This window comes from Vibrio sp. 2033, from assembly GCF_033339735.1.
Genome location: NZ_JAWOVC010000753.1, coordinates 1 through 534 on the forward strand (window position 1 = coordinate 1; position 534 = coordinate 534).

1 protein-coding gene is annotated in these 534 nt (G+C 52.1%); it reads right to left on the reverse strand.

What is annotated here, in order from left to right; translation table 11 throughout:
- Positions 1 to 534: thiamine-phosphate kinase (thiL, locus tag R7P74_RS28900; RefSeq protein ID WP_318124143.1), on the reverse strand; the 534-nt coding region annotated here is incomplete at both ends.

The window sequence follows — 534 nt, forward strand, 5'->3', positions numbered from 1 at the left end:
CGGAGTACTTAGGTAGTGGGCTTTTTCTAGTTCATCAGCACCAATGCGACTGCGAAGTGTTTCATCTAAGATGACATCCAGCCCTGCTTTTGCGTCACCCAAATTCCCCGTGACATACACCCAATCCCCGACTTTCGCGCCAGAGCGAGTCAGCGCTTTGCCCTCAGGCACAAAACCTTGCACTGTCAGTGTTAAACTTAATGGGCCTTTCGTTGTATCACCGCCGATTAACTGAATACCAAAGTAATCCGCCAGTTCGAAAAACGCATCACAGAAGGGTGCGAGCCATTCTTCATCCGCTTCAGGCATGGTCAATGCAAAGCTTACCCAAGCAGGTGTTGCGCCCATGGCAGCTAAGTCGCTGATGTTGGATGCAAGCGCCTTGTGAGCAACCCAAGCAGGGTTCGCGTGAGGAAGGAAATGGGTTCCAGCAACCAAGGTATCGGTGCTGATAGCAATCTGTACATTTGCTGGCGCCTTAACGAGAGCGCAATCGTCCCCAGCGGCGAGGTGTACGTCTTTGCGCTGGTTTTG